Raw genomic sequence first — 15312 nt, 5'->3', positions numbered from 1 at the left:
CCTCTATGAGTTTTTTCTTGCCGCCTCACCGCTGTTGGCTTGACGATAGGCTGTCACTAGAGCCTCAGTAAAGGGCACATGCTGATACAAGGCGGCGCGATTATCAGGCGTATCAGTTAGGGGCGAGCCATCGGCGGCTTGAATGCCGCTAAAACCTGTCATAATGCGGTCAAACACAGCTGCATCGCCTTGCTGCATGGTTTTGATGTATTCATCATTGGGCAGTAGCACTAAGTCAAGATAAATCTCATGTTCAATCACTTGCCCGCCATCGCCAGCTATTTTAATCACGGCGGGCCACTGCTTAACATGGCGCTTAGGCGTAAAAATAAAGGCGGGCTTATTGGTGTTCCCGTCAGTTGTGTTCCCGTGGGTGGTATTAGTGGTTTGGCTCATAATCTTAAGACTCTTAATAAAGGGGTTAAAACAAGTTTAAATTCGGTTTAACTGGCATTTAAATCGGGCTATTTCGTACAGGTTATTTCGTACAAGCTATTTCGTAATCAATAAATCGCTATTGCCGATGGGGCGAATAGGGATTTCATAAGTTAAAATGCCGTCTTGATCGCCATATTCGGCGCGGCCCAATTGCAGTTCATTGCAACTAAAACTAATGGTATTGCCCGCCACGCCATGGGTCAGTTCAAACTCAAGGATTTTCGTATTGGCCGCGAAAGGGTCAAAATCAGTGAGACTCGCTGCTTCCAGCACGATTTTACCGCTGGGGGCATAATCAGAAATAATCACTTCCTCATGGCCCACGTATTCTATGTATTGCACTTCATTGCCTTGGTCATACTCAAAGCTAATGAGCTTGGCGGCACGACCATCCAGCATACACGCCGTATTAGCCGCGCCGACTTTAAGCGGTGTTTGCCAGGCGGCAAAGTTAGTGGCAGGAATGGCCGCTGCGGTAATGGCCACAAACAGCCCAGTAAAGGTAAAGCTGATTGTGGGAAAGGATTTCGCTTTTGCCTCAACTTTCACGTTACCTCGCGCGCCAGTGAGTGCATGCAAAGCGCCATCTAAGTAAAAATAAAAGGTCACACTGTCACTGCTATCATCATGAATATTGCGCTCAATTTGCCCTGAGCCTGTACTGCTTTGACGCAAACAGGCACTGAGTAAATTATCATAGGGGGCATGGGTGGTGGCCTCACCACTGCCCGCCCAATCAAGGCCAAATTCCAGCGTCACATAGGTCTCGGTGGCGATTTCGGCGCTGTTACCCAGCACGCCGTTATCGTAATCCAGGGCTGTATTTTCCCCCGCCAAGGGCATAATTTTCATCTCACGGCCTAATACGCTGGTTGCGGTTTCCCCCGCGTCGATGGCATCCATGCCGTATTGGGTCTCTTTGGCAAACACCAGCGCTTTTTTTCTAAATTTACGCATGTCTTTCTCCTTTTATTGCGCTGCTTGCGCAGTATATTCGGTCATGAATTTATCCAGCCATGCCACATGGCCCGCATTAATTTTGAGTAAGCCGCCCCCATTGAGCCATAAGGGTTCATAGTCATGGGCAAGGCTTGCATCACTATCATCGAGCGGCACAAAGCCAAATAAGCGTGCTCTAACGACTGCACGCAAAGGCGCGAGGCTTGGGCAAGCGCCGTTGCGTTTTGACATTAAACAAATGACCCCAATCTCCGCTTGCACGCTTTGCAGCGCCGGGCCTGAGCCGCGCACATCCGGCTTGGCCTGCTCCGTCAGCTCAATGACATACAGTTTGGGAAAGCGCTTATTTGACTTATCATCTAGCTCTGATAAATCCAGCAAGCCCTCAACGGTTAACCAAGGATTTTTGCCTGTAGCATCCAAACTGGCATCACTGAGGCGGCTAATAATGGAGGCTATCATTAGAGAAAACCTGTTGATTTATCGCGAGCAAACACGCTGCCCGCGCTAGTGATCTCGGGCAAGTCATCGGCTTGCACTTCTCCCTCATCGCTTAACCCTAAGCTCACTTTGCCCGATGCCAGCAGCTCCAAAAAGCGCATAGCATGCTTATGGCGATTGCTCACTTGCTCACTCACCTGCTCGTCATAAAGCTGATAGCGGGCAAGATCACAGCAAATGGGCACAAGTACTTGAGGGATTGAGGCCAGCGGCAGCGCATAACGCCCCGCCAAATAGCCGTCAATGGTGGCGCTGGCATCACTGAGCGCCCCCTCAAGTACTGCCTGCACTAGCTCACCTGCCTGCCCATCTTTGTCGGTGAGTTCGATTAACTCTTGCTCACCAAAGCGGGCTGTCATTTGCTCAGCACTGGCATACATCATTTAAGCGTCCTTTTCTTCTGTTTGAGCCTGATTGTCTTGGTAGGCTTGCCACATGGCGTCACGTTCGCTGGCGCTGACACTGCGATTTAAGCGCTTTTCAAGCTCCGCCGCCTGCGGCTTGCCGCTAACAGTGAAGTGATCTTTATTGTCAAGACTCAGTGAGGCAATGGCCGAAAACACCTGCGCGCTGTCATCTTGAGCATTGTCATCTTGCTCATTGGTACTCTTGACTGGCGTGTTATCAGGCGCTTGTTTAGGGATTAGCTCGGCTGCACTTGCTGTATTGTCCACGGCCCCGCTCTGCGCTTGGCCGTTATCGGCAAGGGCCGACACCCCAGCTTTTGACAGTAGCTTGAGGCGAGGATCGGCCTCAATTTGCGCCAGCTGGGCCTTATCCAGCTTAGGCAATGCATTCTCACCTTTGGTAAAGGCAATGCCCGCTCGACGGTAGCCGTCGTGAGCCAGATTAAGGATCTTAGTACTCTTGTTAGTACAGGTATTAGCACTGGTATTAGCACTGATATTAGTATCCATGTGTTTCTCTCCATACTCTGCATAACTTGCTCATTCGTGATTGGTTAAATGCTTGCTCATTCCGTTACAGCTCAGGCACAACTAAAAGCTCAAACTTGCCCTTAAGCTCGTTATTCACTGTGGTGCCGTTTTCATCGATAAAGTCACGGGTGAGCAATTTCGTGGCTTGCTTTTCGTCATCCGTAGATACAACTAATAAATTCGGCTTGACTTTGAGCTTCTTGCCACCGTCGCGAGTAAAGGCTTTCATGGCAGAATTGGCGGCCCATACATTAGTGGCATTGAGTTCAATCTTGCCTGCAAATGCTAGCTGCCAAAAGCCAAAGCCAGACTCACAACGCAAATCTGCGCCAAACTGAAACTCGTTTTTAACCCAGGTTGCAGGATCCGTGGGATTAAACAGAGTATTGAGTGCCAGCTTGCGCCGCTCTTGAAAAATCAGCGGCTTAAGTGGGCGGGTGGTGTCCATCAAATACCAAGGCTTACCCGTGTAGGCATCATCCACTAACACATTAGAGACAGAGCTATCTGTGCCTGTGCCGTCATGCTTACTATTCACCGGATGATCCGTATCAAAGAAGTTTTGCCCGTCATAACAGGCGGTGGTGAATCCATTAGCCAGTAATTCATACACCAGCTCGTTAGGGAACTCTTGCCCTTCTTGGGCCAGTGCCTGCACCATAGGCGCATAAATGCCTAGCGTGTCGTCTTCCACATCATCGCGATTAATACCGATAGTGTTCTCGAACGTGCGGTTAGTGATGCTGTAACCGTGCTCTTTGATGGAGTTAATCACCCTATCGCCAATCCACTCACGAAAGGACGGCATACTGCCCAGCCAGCCATAGGTATTGGATTTAGTATTAGACGGCACCACAGTGGCTATTTTTTTATAGCTAGGCTCAGTATTCACTAAGGCGTTTTGAAACTCACTGCGCACCATAGTGCGCAGAGCTTGCAAACTTGCTGCATTAATAATGGCCATTATTTGTCATCCTTTTTCGCTGCTTTAAATTCGTCGTGTGACATGCCCCAGGCGTCCGCCATTTGCAACTCTTCGCTGGATAGGGCCGCCCCTTGCATATCTCCGCTGGACAGCGCAGGCGGGGTCACGGTTGTGGTCTGCTTGGTAGTAAGCGCCGCAATAGGCTGGCGACTATCAAGGTGAGCGCTTAACGCTGCCATGCCTTGCTGCTTGCCCAACTGCAATAAATAGTCTTCTTCACAGGCCAACACTTTGCCTGCATCCAGCGCGTCTTTAACCGCTTGCTCAATAGTGAGCTGGCCATTTTCGGCGCTGAGGCTCACTAGCTTTTCACGCAAGGCATTAAAGGTGGCGATGGGCACATATTGGGTTAAATCCACTGGAGCGCCTGCGGCTTGAGCTTGAGCCGCTTGATTTTGAGCCGCTTGAGTTTGTGCACTCAGGGCCGCCACTTGGGTTTTCAATGGCTCCACCTCAGCCGCTTGCGTCACTAAGCTATCCAATGCACTGAGGGCGGCGGTGGCCTGCTCATCGGTCAGGGCGGCATTGGGATCGCCAATGTCTATGCCCAGTTTCATGAGTAGCTTTTTTAGGGTTTCATTCACGGGAATATCTCCTTTTTGAGGGGTTGGATCAGTTGAATACGTTAAATGATGTATACGGGGGCTTATTTGTGCACTGAGGCTAGCAAGGGGCAACATGCCATCAACGCCCGGTCTGTTAGTGAGCGCGCCGCTATGAATGTACTGGGGGCGGCCCGTGTCAGTGTCATAACTAAACACCAGGGAAAAATATTTGTATTCTCGGGCAGTGAGATGAGCCTGTGCCTTATCGTTAAAGTCCGGCTTAATAAACAGGCCTTGGCCGGGCCGATATTGAATATCTTTGATATTAAAAAAACCTGCGGCGGGGGCGGGTTGGCCGTTCTTTTCTTTATGTAAGGTTTGGTGCTCATAATCAATCACCAAGTCCCCGGCTTGATGGGGCGTGTTGGCTTGCATGGCCGCAAAGGCGATGGCATCCATTAACCATTTGCCAGAGGCCACATCACGAGGGCGGCCATCCACAGCATTAAAGTAACCATCCGGCAGGGCTTGAATATAGCCGTCATCATTGGGCTTAAGGGCAAAGGTTAAACTACTGGTGAGGGCGGCAAGTTGAAACATAGACACAGGGCAATTGAGAGAACATATGGCTATGGTGCAAAAAATAGGAAAGCAAGCGGATCTGAAACGTTTCAGGACTCCCGTTCACGAGTAAAAGCGTTTCGTGATCGGGAGAAGGACGCTGACGCGTCAAGAGCAAAAACTAACGCGGCTTAAAACAACATTAGTACAGCATGATCAAAATAAGTGAAAAGAGAGTCAGGGTCAAACCATGCAATAGTGTTTAAACCCTGTTTAAATCGTCCTGTATGCCACGAACGGCGATTAAGGTATACCATTGCATGATTTAGGCTCATTCGCGACTTAAAATGCGTTTTACTTAAACCTTCATAATACCTTACTTAAATGCTGATTGAGCATGCCCATGATCTCCACCCGCTCAAAGGGGGCCAGCCCTAAAAATGGCCGCGCTACGATATTGGCTTCATCGCGGCCCAGTTGATGGGTGGCGGCGTATTCAAGCGGGCTGCCCAAGCGAAAGTGAGTGGCAGCTAATTGATAATTTAAGGTATCGGCCAGTGTGCTGGACTCAGTTAAAATGCGATCGGCGCGTTTTTTCGTCAGCAGGCTGTCGGGGCTTAAGGGCTGCCAGGGTTTACCGTCTGGAGCTTGTTGATCAACAAAGCGTCCCTGAGTGCTCTCCAGTAAATACTCGGCAATGTCCCCCAATATCGGATTAAGGTTTTGCCCTTGTTTGAGCAATTGATTGAGGGCCTTGGCGACTTTGACCTGACCTCTGGCGGTGATGTCTATGTGGGTGCCTGCCATTGTTATTACTCCCTTATTGAGCTATAAATCGAGCCAAACATCACTTGCCCCGCTTGGGCGCATAGTCAAAGCTGGGATCTATGCCTTTGGGCACCTTGTGTACTTCGCCTGTTTTTTTATTCAACCAGTCGCGATATTCGATCACGGGGGCGTCATTGACTTGCAAGCCTAAGCGCTTGAGGGCGGCCCCACTGCGACCACGAACGCGGCACTTACAGCCCCAGCCATTGGCAGGAAAATGAGTCTGCCACCATGGGTCGTCTTTCGGTAATACAGTGCCATGCCACTTAAGGTGCAGCTCTCTGGGGTAGCGGCTGTCGCCGTGCTGGTACTCCCAATAATCGAATGACTGCAACTGCTCATAGCGGCCCGCGTTATAACTTTGCCGCACGTTAGTGGAATAAATGATATTGGCCCGCCAGTCGCTCTTACCTGTATGACTCCAACCATTTTTGGCGACAATACTTTTAAACTCACGTTGAAACCATGTAATGGATTTTCCCTGACTGATGGCGCTGTCTACCGCCTCACGTAAGTCGGTTAATAGCGCCGCTTCCATGGCCCCTGCCACCACAAAGGCACGATTATGAGCGGCTTGCCAGATATCATCCCACTGGGCGGTGGGCAGGTTCAATTTAGCACGAAAAAAGGCAATGGCTTGAATGAAAAACTGGCTGCCGTATTGCGCCTTTATGTCAACATCGGTTTCATTTTCAAACTCATTGGCCATGCTTTGCCTCGCTCTCTCTTAGCTCGCTTGCACTGACCGCATCACTCTCACTTAGCACATCATGCTGGCCCGCTAAATCGGCACAGGCGATGGCGTATTGCATCACTGCCGTGGCATCATTTAACGGCAAGTTCATGGCGGCTAAGGCGGCTTGCAGTGCATCCAAGTCGGTAGCATTATCGACAAGCGTTTGTAACTCATCAGTAAAGCCTCGCAGCACGGGCTGCATCTGCTGTTTAAGCTGCTCGGTAATAATGTCAGCATTATCCGCCATTGTTTGCTTATTGACCTTTTCAGTGGCGGCCAGTGCCACTAGAGCGGCCTGCTCTGCGGCGCTGTTAGCGTGGGGAGCATGGGGAGCATGGGGCTGGCGTGGCGCTTCTGGGCGCAATACTGGCTCATCGTTAACAGGCTCAGGAATGCGGGTTTTATCGTGTAGCCATTTTTGGGGTACTTGCAGGCCCATGCTGACAAAGGTTTTCAGCGGCGCGGCCAGTTTAGTGAGATCTTCCCCGTCTTGAGTGTCAAACACAAATCGAGGGGCACGGCGCGGGCTGGTGTGACTCTTGCAATTCACAGCATACAGAGGGTAAACCAAATCACGGCTTAAGGTTTCGGCTATTTGCGCTAAGTCGCTATTGCGCAGCTCTTCCCGCACTTCGTTATGAACATTGCCCAATGCATTAGTAGAGCTTTTCCCGTCCGCCTGACTCGTGAGCGTGCCACCCAATATCACTTTGGACATGGTTTTTTCGCCCCACTGGATCATCAAATCAAAGGGATCGGCATGGCCATTAGCGGCGGCGTGAAAGTCCATCACCATGCCTTTTGGCATGATCCCTCCAGCGTTATGACCTATGCTGGTCACGGCTTGCAGTAGCGCCCGTTTTTCATTATTTGTGGCCCCGCTGGGGTATTGGCCAATCCGTAATGGCAAGCCATAAATCTCTAAAAACTCGGCCAAGTCACGCACACTGTAATTTTTAAAGATAAAAGGCCACACTAATTGACGCACTAAGCCTGCGCGGCCAACATAGCCAGACTTGGCCGCATGCACATGGTTGATCCAGCCGAACGCTTGCAGCTCTGTCCCTTCATAGCTGGCATCACGCAAGCGCAACTCATTGCGGCGCTCGGGATGTGTCATAAACCAGGCGGGATCCCGATACTCGGGCACATTAACAAACCATTCGCGCCCTTCTCGGCTCCAGGTTAATTCATGCAGGCTAAAGCCTTTTAACATGGCATCGGCCATGTTTTTAATGAGCGTGGGTAAAAAGTCGGTATCAAAGAGCATTTCGCTTAAGTATTCAGTGTCTTTTATTTCTGCGGCGCTGGCATTGCGCGGCGGCTTTAAAAAATGATCGACACCTAATAGCGCCCGCTTGCGCTTGTCTAACTCTGCATATAAGTGGCCGTCTTTTTCTTCTAAATCTTCCGCCAGCTCACACTGAGAGATTAAGTCCCCTTGCTCGGCGGCCAATAGAATTTCCGCCGCCCGTACAGGCGTTAATCCACTTGAGGGGTGCTCGCTAAAAGTGCGTTTAAGGCCCACCAAGCGCACATCGTCGGTCTGATACTCGCTAGCGGCTTGCCTCTCAAAGGGGCGACCGAATCGATCCACTATTTGCTTATCTTTATTCACTCGTTCTTGCATTGTCTTATCCTTTTACCAGCAGCCTTGATGATGACTGAGCATGTCGTCTTCTTGTTCCTCATCGTCACGCACTTTGGCGTTGAGATCGCCATGATGACCGTAATGTTGATTTAGTGGAATGGCAGTAAACTCGATAGGGCCGCCGTCAAAACTGGCAGCATAGATCATTAAAAATAAACTGATAGCCGCATCGCCATGGCGCTCTTTCTTCTCCCCTGTTTTACCGTCACTTAGACGGGGCGTACCCCGTTGATTAATCTCAAGTGCCCGCAGGTCTTGCATAGTGTCATCGTCACGGGGAACAGTGATCAAGCCGTCCTCAAAGTGACTCTTAAAGCGCGGCATGTTCTCTCGGTAAAAGCTCTCGGTGAGCATGACGCATTCGATGATTTCACTGCCGTATCTGTCTTGTGCATATTCGGCTAAGGATGAGCCATTGCCACGGGCATCCAGCGCGGCACCACGAAAGCGCGGCAGACGATCACAAATAAAAAATAAAATTTGCTCTTGCTGCCTAAAGGGCATGTTTTTCAATTCCACTTGCAGCTTGGTTTTAACATGCAAGTCGCTGGCAATTTCCCCGATATCAAATACCGTTAAATCCCCGGTACGTGCAAAATCTTCACCAAGGCAGTGAGCTAAATCAGGGTTGAGACTATCCAAAATGGGCGCGAGCTGCTCGTTGCACCATTCTTCTATCTCATCAAAACGTAAATGCTCGGGCCAGTGACCAAAAGCGGCATCCTTTTTAAGGCGAACAATGGGCACAGGTTGCATGCAGGACTCAATGAGCGCTCGGTTAAGATAAGCCCCGCCGCCAGACTTGGGCACACAATAATACTCTTCTTGAGCGTCCTCTTTTGAATGAGTGGCCTTAAGTAGCCCGGCCTTCCAGTCATCTTCAGCCCCTTGGCTCCACTGGATGCCCCGTATTTGACAGATACGTTGATACAGGCCCTCGGCGCAAGCATCATCGAGGGTAATACGGTGGACGCTATAATCTTTTTTACCCGCGCGGCTATCATTAATCAGCTCATTAAAGACGTTATCGATGCCATTATGAGTGCTAATGAGGCGCACTTTCGCGCCCCACATGGTCAAAGCAAGTGCGGCTTTTAAGACTTCGGGCAGCTTTTCATGAAACGCCGCCTCGTCGATAGTGACATTGCCTTGCATGCCTCGCAGATTGGAAGGATTCGAGCTAAGCGCCTGAATTTTATAGCCCGATGCAAAGTGAACAGTAAAGATGAGAATTTCTTTGCCGTCTTGGCCATCATCGATAAAGATGCTCTCTTCAATCTCGCCTGCGGCCTTATTAAAGACCTTGGCCCACATGGCGGCGGCATCGATAAACTCCCGCGCCATCTCTTTATTTGAACCCACATAAAAGTGATTGCAACCGCCTTGGCCGCGGGCAGCACTGGCACACAATACCGCATCGGCGGCCTCGGCCCAGGTCAAGCCCGTGCGGCGAGACTTTTCGGCAATTTTGAGCTGAGAATCATCCGCAATCCAGCGCTTTTGATAACCCAGCAGCACCTCTTTTGAGTTAAATACACTGAGTTCATTGGCTGACTCAATGGGGGTTTTGGTTTGACCAATAACAACGTCATTCATGGAAGGCACCTTTATTTATTCCTTTATCGGTTTGGGCTATTAACATATGCTCAGCCAGCATGGTGTTGAGCTGTTCGGGTTCACTGATAATCATGTCATCAAGCAATTTGACGGCTTGGCCCAATAGCACGCAAGACGCCATTAAAAGCATAAAAACACTCATGGCAATAAAGGGATAAGTCATTGACGGGGCAAACAGGCTAAAAAGCACAAGATACCCACTCATACCACAAGCAAGGCGGCTTATTCTGTAATAGCGCCGTACATTGGGCAGGGCCACTAACTCGTCGATCAGCTTAAAATAGGGCGTTTTAATCCACTGAGGTAACCATTGCATCCATTGCATCACACACTCCTTATCATTGGTTTAAAGGGTTTAGGTTTAGGTTCTGGGTTTAGGGTTTAGCTTTTGCCTTGAGCGCTTAGGCTATGCCTAAAATCTCGCGTTTCACTTAGGCTATGCCTAAAACCTCCCGTTTCACTTAGGCTATGCCTAAAATCTCCCGTTTTAGTTCGGCCACTGCTTTGGCAGTCAGCCCCTGAGTTTTAGCCACTTTCTCTGCCGTTTTGGCGGCCTCCTCGGCAAAGGCGCTACGAATGTCTTTTTCCCGCTTATGACTGGCCATGGCGGCGGATTCGAGTCGCTGCACCGCCAGCATGGCATCTTTGATCATGCCCACATCGGCGGCCTCGCCGTCTTCATCTTGATTAAGCAGGGCTTTAAACAGCTGAGACCGAGCCATCTCTAATATGAGCTTGGTCACTTCCCCTGTAGGCTTGTCGCCTAGCTCCGCCGTCCACACTTGAGTGATTTCTCGCATCTCTCGCAGGCTTTTGCCTACCGCCTCCATTTTGCTGGCGTAGCGGTTGAGGCCCGCACGGCTGAGCTTTTGACTGTCGTCGAGTCCCGCCGCACTAATGAGGCCGTTAATCTCAGCCAGTAAATCCACTTGCAGAATGGAGCCGTCCCGCAGGCCCGCATCCAAGCGGCGACGGATATCATCGGGCAACAAGTCCACTTTAGAGCGGCGGCCACGTGTGGGGCTATCAGTATTAGTGTTTTCGGTCACGGCTGCCCTCCTGATCGTTTTGTTTCAGCCCGTCTTTTTTAATACCTTCTGGTTTCAGCCAATCCAGCCACTCTTGATAAATCTCTTGGATCTGTGCTTGCAGCTCTTGATGAGCGGTAAACACACGGGGGCACTCTTTCATCATCTGACGCCGTAACCCTTTGGTATGGGGCGCTAACTCGGCATCCTTTTCCCATATGCCTTTATGCAATTTATCCAGCACAAACATGTCGGCGATGAGCCTGATGCCGTCTTTTTCACCTTGGGTTAATCGTTTTCGATTACGGCGAGTGTGATTGTGAGGGGGTTGTTTTTTAATGGCCATATGCCGTCCTAGTATTCTGATCAATGTTGGCGTTCATCACTGTTGGGCACTAAGCGCGTGATAGTGACACTTTCCAAGCCTCTTGCCTCTTGCTCAAACATGCGCAGTACATTGAGTAGTAACAGCGGGTTATCAAACATGATCGTCTCCTACGCCCAACTTTAAACCGCACTGGGGCGTTTAATGCCCGGCACATGTGCCCGCCCCTGGGCCACATCTTGGCCACGGGCACTGAGTTTGGCGACTTGGGTATTACCCACTTGCTTTAGACTGAGCAAGCCTTGCTCTTCGAGCCAGCTCAGTTGTGTGCGCAATGCATCGCGGCTCACATCTAGCCCATAGGCATTGAGAGAGTCTTGCAAGATGGACTCATTTAAATCAAAGCCGGGGACTTCGTGTAACAAGCGCAGAACGACTAAGCGTTGGTGCTCACTAAGAATTTGTTGTATTGCCATTACTTCCTCTTAACTCATTTTCTAATAACAGATCGGTTTTGCGTTCAAGTCGTGAAATACTGGTTTCAATGCCTTTTTGGGACTCAGCGACCGTGGCCGCGAGCGCACTAATAATATTCTCTAATCGCTGCACGTCACCTCTTTTGGGGAGATGCTCCACATCCCCTTTAAGCCGAGTAATTTCTTGACTCAATTCATCAACGGTTAACATCAATGCTTGGTGCTCTTTTCGAGTGGAAAAGTTCACCGTGAGCCAAGCCACAAAGCCTGCGAACGAGAGTGCCGCCAAGACTGACAATAATTTAAAATGGTTATTAACAAACAGACTGACTTCATCCATGAATCGCCTCATATTGCTCTCCGTGAACCCGATTGAATGGGAACAACTGATTCATAGACGTGGCCCTTTAAATCGGCTAAAGGCGTCGGCTGTGCGCAGGCCCATGTAAGTTAATAGCGGAGTCAATAATATGCTGGCCAGCTCCCAGCTTGCCCCGTCACTTTTATCCAATACCGCGCACAATTCGGTGATAATAATGTACAGCGCGCCGCTGTAACCGCTAAAGCGGGCCATTTTGGGCCGCGTTTGCCGCACATATTCCCCCGCCGCATTATCGCCATTTTGCACGGTTGCTTGGGTTTGTTGATGCAAAGTTTCTGCCGATTGCAGGGTTCGTGCCGCTTTATCGGCATCAATGCGCGCCTTAGTCACATCCAGCTCCTTGGCGATATTTTGCAGCTTGAGCAGGTTTTCACTGGGCATGGTCTTGAGCGCCTGCTCCAGCTCCATCTGTGGGTGAGTGGTTTTGGTGACGCGCTCGGTCAGCTCGGCCACGTTGTTGGCCACAGCGGCGGTGTTATCATCAAACAAATCACCGATACTCCGTATAAGCGCAGGGCCTGATTGAATGAGCGTAGTGGCAAGGGCGGCGAGTGTTAGCATGCTTGATCTCCTGTTTTCTTTTCGGCGGTTAAAATGTCTACTAAGGTGACGGCGTGCCATCCCTTGTTAAAAAAGCTCTGCCTCGTGGCGTGATGGCTGTATAAGCTCGGTGGTAACGGACATTTGATCAGCTCGGCTAAAGATGCGAGATTGGCCGCTCTTAACCTAGTAAGACGCGCCAATTCGGCTTGAATACGTGCGAGGCGTCCGTCTTTCATGCATTGACGATAAACGCGGCTTTTAATTTTTCTGGCCATCCATCACTCCTCCTGTACCGTCAAGCTTACCCGTTTGCAAAATGTGGGCATGACGCTGGGCGCGCTCAGGGGTTTGCTTGGCCCAGCGGCTATCAAGGGCATGCTCGGCGGCCATCACATAATCGCCAATACTCAGGGACGCCAGCATGTTTTTAAACAAACTCAAGCCTTTGACACCTAACTGATAGGCCATAGATAACAGCACCACTTGGCGAGCAGTATTTTGTTCCATGAATACAGCAGCAAGACTGGAATAACTGTCTAGTTGATTGAGGCGCTGAATAATGCCGTGTTTAAGCCACTCACGGGCGGCAGGCTCAGGCAGAGTGAATTGAAAATGGGTTAAGGACTGGTTTTTCTTGCCGATGCGCTGGCCATAGCCCACGGTGGGATAGCCCTCAGAGCAGTGATAGGGGGTATCACGAAAGCCCTCTTCGGCGGCGATAAACTCGCACGCAACGTTTATTAGTGACGGAATAGTAGGCGTGTAGGGGGACTGCTGGGCGTAGCGTTGCTCGTCGTAATGCATATAATGACTCAAATGTGGAATGCTGAGTCTATGATGCAAAAATAAGCAAAGGGGATGGATAGGAAAGGTTTCGGGACTCCCAACCTTGAAAACAGCACTCAAGGTTGGGAGAAAATGACGCTGGCGCGTCAAAGCATAAGACTGGGCTTAAAGCGGGTTTAACTTGGGATTAAATGCGGTTTAAAGAGAGATTAAAACAGAGTTAAACCACGTTTAAACGTCGTGCCATCGCCACTATGACGTGCACAAAGGCCCACCAACACAGGCTGATTAACAATATCCCAGCGCTATATGCTGCCATGATCGGATTAAACTGTTTTTTAATGATCCACTGCTCTGGCAAATATTCATTGCGCACTACAACCCAGCCCAATTTAATAAAGATAAACACAGCTATCACTATGCCCATTATCGCGATCAACTGACCTAAAAAGCTAAAACAGCCTAATGAGGTAAAACCATGGGTTTGAGATGAAGCGGGAGTCTGTTCAGATGAGTTTTGAATGGGCTGTGACATGGGCCGTCCTGGCATTTGCTTTGCTGTATTTAGGTGAATAACATTAGCACAAAAATACAGCGTCACCAATATCAAGCTCTTAGCTTAAGCTTATTTTCTTCCTTTGCTATCTTCAAATGCTAATGTGTAACCAAACCCATTAACCCCGTCGATATTAACAACATCATAAACAGATTTATCTGGCTTAAAGGTCACTTTAAGCTGTCCTTCTTTTACATTACCGACAACGTATTCAAAACCTTCACAATCATTTTCCTTCATAATTTCAAATCCATGTTCAACCACTTTTTCAAGTGTTGCATTGCTTGAATAGATTATCTTATCACTCATACTTTTCATTCCTTTTATTAAAATAACTTGCGTTGTTTGCGAGCGACGAACGCGGCTCGCTGCTCGGCGATGATCTGGCTCACGCGGCGCTCGGTGAGGCCATAGCTACGAGACAATAACTCTAAATTATTGCCCTTAAATTCCCGCCAGATCTGAATATCCCGCAGGGCATCTTTAAGGCGCTCCCCGTTTGGAATATACACATCACGGCCCCCTAAGTAAGTGCTCAAGCTAGTCGCCAGCGCTTCGCTTAACATCAACGCGTTATTCACTTTGTAGCCCTCCAATGTAACTCGCATTAGCTCACACAGACTTTGCAGTGTTGACGGCCAACGATGAATAAAATCTTTACGCTCATCCTCGGTCAGGCTTTGCAATACGGCTAGAGTTTGCTCTAACTCCTCGGCGCTGCTGGGCACTAAGTCCAACTGCTTATCTTCACTCATCAACTCTCTCCAGACTGCTTAATCAGATTTTCATTTTCAAGGTAACGAGTAAGCACCTTGTCATAACCTTTTAGCTCTATTATGCCAAGCTGCTCAAGCCGAACTTGCATGGCTCTTTTATGCCAACTTTTAAGGCTTTCAAGTACGGTATAGGCTTGCTGAGGGTTAAGCCAAGCCACACTGTCTACGCCCTTGGCAATATCGTTAGTGATGTTTAAGCGAGCACTCATGCGGCGCACATAGCTATCGAGGGCGGTTTCGCTGCCATCGCGGACGATATTTTGTTTAAACATGGTGATCCAAATGGCGCGGATTTTATCGATTTCGGCCACCTTAGCTTTGCCGCCTTTGGGGCTTAAACGCCCTTTAGCGCTTTGTTTATTCGGGCTTTTATGAGGAGTAAAGCCTTTTTGTTTAAAGTGGGTTAGCACTTGTTCTAGCTCACTTAATGTCATAACCCTAAGTGAGTTTTTACCGACACAGCTTGTAAGCATGGCGCGATACACATACTCGTCGATGTTTAACTGCTGTTTAGCGATGTTGATCAAAGTGATTAACCGCCGCTTGGCGGGGTTTTTCACTTTGACTCTAACGGGGACTTGTGGATCTGTTTGTGGGTCTGTTTGGGGACTGAACGGGTAAGACATGATTGATTATCCTTATCTTGTGTGTCGCTTGTTTGCCATCTCTTGTTTGCAACC

The 15312-nt window shown here is 49.5% G+C and carries 23 protein-coding genes; all 23 read right to left on the bottom strand.

Annotation, left to right across the window (positions count from 1 at the left end):
• Nucleotides 1-3: 3 nt before the first annotated feature.
• A complete protein-coding gene (locus Q0791_RS00290) occupies nucleotides 4-396 on the bottom strand; it encodes a hypothetical protein (protein ID WP_299001729.1) in 393 nt (130 codons plus the stop codon).
• Between the two features lie 96 nt (nucleotides 397-492).
• Nucleotides 493-1395: a phage tail tube protein gene (locus Q0791_RS00285; protein ID WP_299001728.1), complete on the bottom strand. Its 903-nt coding sequence runs from the start codon at nucleotides 1393-1395 to the stop codon at nucleotides 493-495.
• Between the two features lie 12 nt (nucleotides 1396-1407).
• Nucleotides 1408-1860 carry a hypothetical protein gene (locus Q0791_RS00280; RefSeq protein ID WP_299001727.1) on the bottom strand — a complete coding sequence of 151 codons (453 nt, stop codon included), beginning with the start codon at nucleotides 1858-1860 and terminating at the stop codon, nucleotides 1408-1410.
• The gene (locus Q0791_RS00275) at nucleotides 1860-2282 is read right to left on the bottom strand and encodes a phage protein Gp36 family protein (protein ID WP_299001726.1); all 423 of its coding nucleotides are present in this window, start codon (nucleotides 2280-2282) and stop codon (nucleotides 1860-1862) included. Before Q0791_RS00275 ends, Q0791_RS00280 begins: the two co-directional genes overlap by 1 nt.
• Nucleotides 2283-2816: an HI1506-related protein gene (locus Q0791_RS00270; RefSeq protein ID WP_299001725.1), complete on the bottom strand. Its 534-nt coding sequence runs from the start codon at nucleotides 2814-2816 to the stop codon at nucleotides 2283-2285.
• 64 nt (nucleotides 2817-2880) lie between these two features.
• The gene (locus Q0791_RS00265; RefSeq protein ID WP_299001724.1) at nucleotides 2881-3801 is read right to left on the bottom strand and encodes a Mu-like prophage major head subunit gpT family protein; all 921 of its coding nucleotides are present in this window, start codon (nucleotides 3799-3801) and stop codon (nucleotides 2881-2883) included.
• Entirely contained in the window at nucleotides 3801-4967 is a 1167-nt protein-coding gene (locus Q0791_RS00260; protein WP_299001723.1) for a phage protease, read from the bottom strand. Before Q0791_RS00260 ends, Q0791_RS00265 begins: the two co-directional genes overlap by 1 nt.
• Nucleotides 4968-5294: 327 nt before the next feature.
• Nucleotides 5295-5735 carry a phage virion morphogenesis protein gene (locus Q0791_RS00255; protein ID WP_299001722.1) on the bottom strand — a complete coding sequence of 147 codons (441 nt, stop codon included), beginning with the start codon at nucleotides 5733-5735 and terminating at the stop codon, nucleotides 5295-5297.
• 40 nt (nucleotides 5736-5775) lie between these two features.
• Nucleotides 5776-6465, bottom strand: coding sequence for a phage minor head protein (locus Q0791_RS00250; RefSeq protein WP_299001721.1), 690 nt, complete (start codon nucleotides 6463-6465; stop codon nucleotides 5776-5778).
• Nucleotides 6455-8122 carry a DUF935 domain-containing protein gene (locus Q0791_RS00245; RefSeq protein ID WP_299001720.1) on the bottom strand — a complete coding sequence of 556 codons (1668 nt, stop codon included), beginning with the start codon at nucleotides 8120-8122 and terminating at the stop codon, nucleotides 6455-6457. Before Q0791_RS00245 ends, Q0791_RS00250 begins: the two co-directional genes overlap by 11 nt.
• Before the next feature lie 12 nt (nucleotides 8123-8134).
• Nucleotides 8135-9739 carry a terminase family protein gene (locus Q0791_RS00240; protein ID WP_299001718.1) on the bottom strand — a complete coding sequence of 535 codons (1605 nt, stop codon included), beginning with the start codon at nucleotides 9737-9739 and terminating at the stop codon, nucleotides 8135-8137.
• Nucleotides 9732-10085: a hypothetical protein gene (locus Q0791_RS00235; protein WP_299001716.1), complete on the bottom strand. Its 354-nt coding sequence runs from the start codon at nucleotides 10083-10085 to the stop codon at nucleotides 9732-9734. Before Q0791_RS00235 ends, Q0791_RS00240 begins: the two co-directional genes overlap by 8 nt.
• A 136-nt stretch (nucleotides 10086-10221) precedes the next feature.
• A complete protein-coding gene (locus Q0791_RS00230; protein WP_299001715.1) occupies nucleotides 10222-10809 on the bottom strand; it encodes a DUF3486 family protein in 588 nt (195 codons plus the stop codon).
• Nucleotides 10793-11134, bottom strand: a complete 342-nt coding sequence (locus Q0791_RS00225; protein ID WP_299001714.1) for a hypothetical protein — start codon at nucleotides 11132-11134, stop codon at nucleotides 10793-10795. The genes Q0791_RS00230 and Q0791_RS00225 overlap by 17 nt, the downstream gene beginning before the upstream one ends.
• A 161-nt stretch (nucleotides 11135-11295) precedes the next feature.
• Nucleotides 11296-11589 carry an ArsR family transcriptional regulator gene (locus Q0791_RS00220; protein WP_299001713.1) on the bottom strand — a complete coding sequence of 98 codons (294 nt, stop codon included), beginning with the start codon at nucleotides 11587-11589 and terminating at the stop codon, nucleotides 11296-11298.
• Nucleotides 11567-11941, bottom strand: coding sequence for a DUF2730 family protein (locus Q0791_RS00215; protein ID WP_299001712.1), 375 nt, complete (start codon nucleotides 11939-11941; stop codon nucleotides 11567-11569). Before Q0791_RS00215 ends, Q0791_RS00220 begins: the two co-directional genes overlap by 23 nt.
• 39 nt (nucleotides 11942-11980) lie before the next feature.
• A complete protein-coding gene (locus tag Q0791_RS00210) occupies nucleotides 11981-12532 on the bottom strand; it encodes a hypothetical protein (RefSeq protein WP_299001711.1) in 552 nt (183 codons plus the stop codon).
• Nucleotides 12526-12789: a hypothetical protein gene (locus tag Q0791_RS00205; protein WP_299001710.1), complete on the bottom strand. Its 264-nt coding sequence runs from the start codon at nucleotides 12787-12789 to the stop codon at nucleotides 12526-12528. The genes Q0791_RS00210 and Q0791_RS00205 overlap by 7 nt, the downstream gene beginning before the upstream one ends.
• Nucleotides 12773-13318: a lysozyme gene (locus Q0791_RS00200; protein ID WP_299001709.1), complete on the bottom strand. Its 546-nt coding sequence runs from the start codon at nucleotides 13316-13318 to the stop codon at nucleotides 12773-12775. The genes Q0791_RS00205 and Q0791_RS00200 overlap by 17 nt, the downstream gene beginning before the upstream one ends.
• A 202-nt stretch (nucleotides 13319-13520) precedes the next feature.
• Nucleotides 13521-13835 carry a hypothetical protein gene (locus tag Q0791_RS00195; RefSeq protein ID WP_299001707.1) on the bottom strand — a complete coding sequence of 105 codons (315 nt, stop codon included), beginning with the start codon at nucleotides 13833-13835 and terminating at the stop codon, nucleotides 13521-13523.
• A 90-nt stretch (nucleotides 13836-13925) separates the two neighbouring features.
• Entirely contained in the window at nucleotides 13926-14165 is a 240-nt protein-coding gene (locus tag Q0791_RS00190; protein WP_299001706.1) for a hypothetical protein, read from the bottom strand.
• Between the two features lie 17 nt (nucleotides 14166-14182).
• Nucleotides 14183-14611: a Mor transcription activator family protein gene (locus tag Q0791_RS00185; RefSeq protein ID WP_299001705.1), complete on the bottom strand. Its 429-nt coding sequence runs from the start codon at nucleotides 14609-14611 to the stop codon at nucleotides 14183-14185.
• Nucleotides 14611-15258, bottom strand: a complete 648-nt coding sequence (locus tag Q0791_RS00180; protein ID WP_299001703.1) for a gp16 family protein — start codon at nucleotides 15256-15258, stop codon at nucleotides 14611-14613. Before Q0791_RS00180 ends, Q0791_RS00185 begins: the two co-directional genes overlap by 1 nt.
• Nucleotides 15259-15312 lie beyond the last annotated feature (54 nt).

This window comes from uncultured Shewanella sp. (assembly GCF_947495455.1).
Classification (GTDB): Bacteria; Pseudomonadota; Gammaproteobacteria; order Enterobacterales; family Shewanellaceae; genus Shewanella.
Note: the sequence above shows the minus strand (reverse complement) of the source record. Positions and strands in the feature narration are given on the sequence as shown.

Coding starts and splice junctions, on each gene's coding strand:
- Q0791_RS00290 (WP_299001729.1), bottom strand. CDS start 396: ATGAGCCAAACCACTAATACCACCCACGGGAACACAACTGACGGGAAC.
- Q0791_RS00285 (WP_299001728.1), bottom strand. CDS start 1,395: ATGCGTAAATTTAGAAAAAAAGCGCTGGTGTTTGCCAAAGAGACCCAA.
- Q0791_RS00280 (WP_299001727.1), bottom strand. CDS start 1,860: ATGATAGCCTCCATTATTAGCCGCCTCAGTGATGCCAGTTTGGATGCT.
- Q0791_RS00275 (WP_299001726.1), bottom strand. CDS start 2,282: ATGATGTATGCCAGTGCTGAGCAAATGACAGCCCGCTTTGGTGAGCAA.
- Q0791_RS00270 (WP_299001725.1), bottom strand. CDS start 2,816: ATGGATACTAATATCAGTGCTAATACCAGTGCTAATACCTGTACTAAC.
- Q0791_RS00265 (WP_299001724.1), bottom strand. CDS start 3,801: ATGGCCATTATTAATGCAGCAAGTTTGCAAGCTCTGCGCACTATGGTG.
- Q0791_RS00260 (WP_299001723.1), bottom strand. CDS start 4,967: ATGTTTCAACTTGCCGCCCTCACCAGTAGTTTAACCTTTGCCCTTAAG.
- Q0791_RS00255 (WP_299001722.1), bottom strand. CDS start 5,735: ATGGCAGGCACCCACATAGACATCACCGCCAGAGGTCAGGTCAAAGTC.
- Q0791_RS00250 (WP_299001721.1), bottom strand. CDS start 6,465: ATGGCCAATGAGTTTGAAAATGAAACCGATGTTGACATAAAGGCGCAA.
- Q0791_RS00245 (WP_299001720.1), bottom strand. CDS start 8,122: ATGCAAGAACGAGTGAATAAAGATAAGCAAATAGTGGATCGATTCGGT.
- Q0791_RS00240 (WP_299001718.1), bottom strand. CDS start 9,739: ATGAATGACGTTGTTATTGGTCAAACCAAAACCCCCATTGAGTCAGCC.
- Q0791_RS00235 (WP_299001716.1), bottom strand. CDS start 10,085: ATGCAATGGATGCAATGGTTACCTCAGTGGATTAAAACGCCCTATTTT.
- Q0791_RS00225 (WP_299001714.1), bottom strand. CDS start 11,134: ATGGCCATTAAAAAACAACCCCCTCACAATCACACTCGCCGTAATCGA.
- Q0791_RS00220 (WP_299001713.1), bottom strand. CDS start 11,589: ATGGCAATACAACAAATTCTTAGTGAGCACCAACGCTTAGTCGTTCTG.
- Q0791_RS00215 (WP_299001712.1), bottom strand. CDS start 11,941: ATGAGGCGATTCATGGATGAAGTCAGTCTGTTTGTTAATAACCATTTT.
- Q0791_RS00210 (WP_299001711.1), bottom strand. CDS start 12,532: ATGCTAACACTCGCCGCCCTTGCCACTACGCTCATTCAATCAGGCCCT.
- Q0791_RS00205 (WP_299001710.1), bottom strand. CDS start 12,789: ATGGCCAGAAAAATTAAAAGCCGCGTTTATCGTCAATGCATGAAAGAC.
- Q0791_RS00200 (WP_299001709.1), bottom strand. CDS start 13,318: ATGCATTACGACGAGCAACGCTACGCCCAGCAGTCCCCCTACACGCCT.
- Q0791_RS00195 (WP_299001707.1), bottom strand. CDS start 13,835: ATGTCACAGCCCATTCAAAACTCATCTGAACAGACTCCCGCTTCATCT.
- Q0791_RS00190 (WP_299001706.1), bottom strand. CDS start 14,165: ATGAGTGATAAGATAATCTATTCAAGCAATGCAACACTTGAAAAAGTG.
- Q0791_RS00185 (WP_299001705.1), bottom strand. CDS start 14,611: ATGAGTGAAGATAAGCAGTTGGACTTAGTGCCCAGCAGCGCCGAGGAG.
- Q0791_RS00180 (WP_299001703.1), bottom strand. CDS start 15,258: ATGTCTTACCCGTTCAGTCCCCAAACAGACCCACAAACAGATCCACAA.